This is a genomic window from Spirochaeta isovalerica, assembly GCF_014207565.1.
GTDB classification, from domain to species: Bacteria; Spirochaetota; Spirochaetia; order DSM-2461; family DSM-2461; genus Spirochaeta_F; species Spirochaeta_F isovalerica.
The window spans coordinates 1-4,338 of sequence record NZ_JACHGJ010000021.1 but is presented as its reverse complement, the minus strand read 5'-3'; the positions used below and the strand labels follow the sequence as shown (position 1 = coordinate 4,338).

Annotated in this window: 4 protein-coding genes; all 4 read right to left on the bottom strand. The window is 34.3% G+C overall.

Annotated elements, in window-relative coordinates; translation table 11 throughout:
- Window positions 1-175: 175 nt before the first annotated feature.
- The gene (locus tag HNR50_RS21995; RefSeq protein ID WP_184748968.1) at window positions 176-754 is read right to left on the bottom strand and encodes a histidine phosphatase family protein; all 579 of its coding nucleotides are present in this window, start codon (window positions 752-754) and stop codon (window positions 176-178) included.
- Between the two features lie 128 nt (window positions 755-882).
- Window positions 883-1,689, bottom strand: a complete 807-nt coding sequence (locus HNR50_RS21990) for a lipid II flippase family protein (RefSeq protein WP_184748967.1) — start codon at window positions 1,687-1,689, stop codon at window positions 883-885.
- Between the two features lie 192 nt (window positions 1,690-1,881).
- On the bottom strand, window positions 1,882-2,583 hold the full coding sequence (locus HNR50_RS21985; RefSeq protein ID WP_184748966.1) for a hypothetical protein: 702 nt from the start codon (window positions 2,581-2,583) through the stop codon (window positions 1,882-1,884).
- Between the two features lie 916 nt (window positions 2,584-3,499).
- Window positions 3,500-4,060: a hypothetical protein gene (locus HNR50_RS21980; protein ID WP_184748965.1), complete on the bottom strand. Its 561-nt coding sequence runs from the start codon at window positions 4,058-4,060 to the stop codon at window positions 3,500-3,502.
- Window positions 4,061-4,338: the final 278 nt, after the last annotated feature.

The following is a 4,338-nucleotide window of genomic DNA, read 5'->3' as shown; positions in this document are numbered from 1 at the left end:
GAAATGAATCCTAATACAAAAAAATTCCTTAAGCTGATCTTGTCGCGGAGGAGTTTTAAACAGAGAAAAGCTAGCATTTTACTCTTGCATCTAACGTTCCAGAAATATATGACGTTGGCTGAGGAACGAAGCCAATGTGGCAACGCCCGAAGCGCAGCGAAGCATATATTTCTTGTTATAAGACGTTGGCCAAAGCATCCGTATGCAGTTCATTCATAGCTATATAAGACAAATCATTAAACTGCAATTCAATAAACAATGGCATTTTTTTTGCAATAGATTGAAAATATTCAAAATCAAATTGAGCATCGAAGTGATTTAAAATAGTACAAAGTGAAGTTCCATGAGTGCCAATAACAACATTTTGATTTTGATGATTTTGCAGTATCACATTAATTTCATTGATATTGCGTTTTTGAACTTCATTTAAAGATTCACCATTTTCAATCTTATAATCAAAGTTATGCCATTGTTTTTGTGCGTATGTAAAAAAATCCTCTACCCAACTACCAACTTTACGTTCTTGAAGATTTGGGCATAGAGTAATATTTTTCTCACATTGATTTGCCAGGTATTGAATTGTATGTACCGATCTAACAAATGGACTACTATAAAAATGATCAATGTGAGTATTTTCAAATAGATCTGGGATTTTTTTAGCTGCAAATGAGCCTGAACTAGTAAGAGGTCGATAAAAGTCATCTTTTATCGAATAGTCTGATTCTGCATGTCTTATGAAAAATAATCTTGTCATATAAATCCTTTGGCCAATGTCTTATAACGTTCCGACAATATATGAAGTCTAGCACGAAGTGTTAGATTTGGCGAAGCCCGGAGCAAAGCGGAGCATATATTGTCTGTTAGAAGATGTGCCGAAAAAAATCATAGCAATTTAGAGACTTGTGCAATTATTAAAGCTGAGGGGTATAACAATAATTGGGCTAATAATGTGCCCAAAAATCTTGAGATAGACAAGAATACTACATTTTTCCGGAAAATTGATTCTTTAATTTTTCCAGAGACTACATCATCTGTCATACCGGCTAAATATGGATCAACTATAAGAAAAAGTAAAACTGTTGCTAGACCATTTACAATTGAATGTAGAGAATTTGCTGTAGATCTAAACTCGGGAACCAGATACCCAGCATAAAGTGAAGATAAGCTGCCAACAGATAAAATAGCCACAATAATAATATTGAGAAGAAAAGGAACTATCAGGCCTTTTCTGGTTTTAGCTGAAAGCTTTATATTATCCCTGTTGGGAATTACAAAACTTCTTTTAACATCAGATATCCCATCTATTGAGAAGAATCTCAATAGCAAACGCTTCATCGATTTATGTTCTGAATATGAAGTAACAGCTAGAGAGAATAATCTTTGAAACATAGGAATTAAGAAAATACCAGCTAATGTTGCCAGACTTGCAGCCAATAATATAATCCGAAACAGCCAGATATTATTATCAAAGTTTTGATTTGCGATATTGGTTTCGACATTTTTTGAGAGTAGGGGATTTAGAAATGTATTTGCAGTTCTAGAAAACAAGACAAAGATGTTAAACAAAGAAAAGGAAAGGGCTATTTTTCCAGTTCTGACTCCAACAATCCTTACTGAATATGAAAGAGTCCCAATAAAATGAATAATGAAAGCGAATAAGGGTATCAGTAGTATTTTTAGTTCAAGCATTCTGTATTTGTTACCAGCCTTTTTTCGGCATTTCTTCTAACGTTCCGACAATATATGAAGTCTACCACGAAGTGGTAGATTTGGCGAAGCCCGAGTGAAACGAGCATATATTGTCTGTTATAGGAAGTTCCAATTTCGATTTTGTTATAGTTCCATCCCGAGCCATGGAGGGCTCGGGATGTTCTTTCCATTTCACATTTCACTCATACCATATTTTCCATATACAATAACTCCAGAACTGTATGTCTGTATGAAATTTTCTATTCCTTCAGGTTTTTTGTCTGAAATTAAAGTAACACCGCGATTATTTAATTCGCTTATAAACTGTGATGTAAATGAAATATCTTTATTGTATCCAAAATGGATATATTTTAATGAATCGTTGAAAGTGAAATTCCCTATAGAGGAAATATTGCAATCGGAGATTTGTAGATATTCAATTTTAGTATTACTTAGGTCGATATCTTCAAGATTGATGTTTTCTATATGATTCAATCTTAGTGCTTTCAAATAGATCATACTTTTTACAAAATCCAGATTTATATTACTCACACCCCAAGAAATGTCTAATTTCTCTATTACTGAAGATTTAAGAAAATCCAAACTTGTACAAGAATCAAAAGTATAAACTAGGTCAGCTATTTCGAGATTCTGGAAATGAGCCAAATCTGATAGACTTTTTATTGGTCGATGTTGATGTCTTATAACAACTTCATCCTCTCGATAGACAATCAAATCCTTTTTGAAATTATAAATCCTCGTAATGTCATCAGGAACAGAAATGATTTCACTTGAGTCATTGTTATAGGTAATTAAAAGATCGATATTTTGGCTGAAAGCTCCATGACTTAACAGTAACAACAATATTTGAGTAAGAAAAAATCTCTTCGACAAAACTGTTTTCCTCCACTTGGCCACGGAAGGCCAAGCCCTTTTTATCCAGTATGAAATTGGAATTTTCTATAACGTTCTGCGAATATGCGATGTTTTTTTCGTTCCGAAGGACTGGCAACATTATTGCGAGATTGCAACCCAGAAACAGTTTAAACATAATCCATTCGCAGTAGCAGTATAACCTCATCTGCAATAATTTTGACAGAGAAAAAAATATGGCGAAGCCCAAGCCGGAGGCGCCGCGTATATTCGCTGTTAGATGCAGGGGTAAAATGCGGTGGGAAACCAAAAGGCTTATTGCCAATGACACTTTGGGAAAAAAGGTATGGAGCGACAAGTCTGCTTAAGGGCCACTCTCTGATGAATGAACCGGCCAATCAAAAACGGATTTCGTCCATTTTTATTTTTGTAAAAAAGCGATTCCGTTTTTCAGGATTAAAAAGCTTTCATTTCTTCCTGGATAATTCGCGACATCGAAGAACTACCTGAAAAACGGTTTCAATCGCCAGCCAGAGATTTGGAGACAACATTACAGTTTAATGCAATAAAACAAAAAAGTTTCGTGGTTACTTCTGGCTGCATTGATTAAGAAAGTTATGGACGAAAGAAATCCTAATACAAAAAAATTACTTAAGCTGATCTTGTCGCGGAGGAGTTTTAAAACAAAGAAAAGCTAGCATTTTACTCTTGCATCTAACGTCCCTGTTTTTCATGAAGTAACCGGAACGAGTTTCTAAAGTTCAATATTAAAACTGTTCTCATGATTCCTCAAGTATAATTATTCCGGTTATTTGGGTGGAATGAAATGGAGCCATGAAAAACATGTTAAGTGATGAGTCCGACGAATTTGTTGCAACTTTTAAAATGGCAAGGACGCCATTTTAAAACAGGATAGAAATGCCATCAATAACTAAATTCAGATTCTTTCTTCAATTTTCAATATTTTTCCTGCTCCAAAATTATGTTTTTCATCTTCATTAGACGGAAGGACATAAATCTTTAAGTATTTACCTGAAGTTAATATACCTTTATGAGCAATAGAATTGTGATAATAAAGAGTTGATGAAAAATAATTAATTTTAAAAATATACTTATCAATCTGTATAATATCGCCACCAGCATGACCAGATTCTGGCTGCTCAAACTGAACATTAATTGTTCCTTCAATTACTTTAATAGCAGGATGATCTAGATATTTTGACATTCTCGATAGATTAGTATTTATAACAAAGTAGTTACCAATACCAAATAATATTAAGATGCCTCCTATTAATAAGAATATTTTACTATTAGGGTATTGGGGTCGTGAAAATGCATTAATGAAATTGAATAAAAAGGAGTTTGAACCCCAGATTTTTCTTGATAATAGAGCAACACTTTCAAGAACAATGAATGCTAAGCCAATATATATAAAACCCATAAATTCGCCAGTATCAATATTTTGAGTACCGATATGCCAAACTTCAACAAAATCCAATAAATCCTCCGACTAATTTAAAACCAAGTTATCATTAAAATTTCAAAATAAATTTCTTAAAAATATAACGACCCACTAAGTTGCCGGATTGTCCCGGAGTGAAGCGGAGGGTTGGCGTTGGATTTGCATCGGAACGAAGTGAAGAGCAGATCCTATGCCAAAAAAAGGTCAACTTCAGTGGCCTTGGTACGCCCGACATGGCGATATGCTCATGAGGTGAAAGTCCTCTACAGCTACCCACGTATAGTTTAATGCTATACCAACTGTTAGTCGACGGC

What these genes read in the sequence shown, in the direction of transcription:
- HNR50_RS21995 (WP_184748968.1), bottom strand. Translation starts at nt 754, where the DNA reads ATGACAAGATTATTTTTCATAAGACATGCAGAATCAGACTATTCGATA.
- HNR50_RS21990 (WP_184748967.1), bottom strand. Translation starts at nt 1,689, where the DNA reads ATGCTTGAACTAAAAATACTACTGATACCCTTATTCGCTTTCATTATT.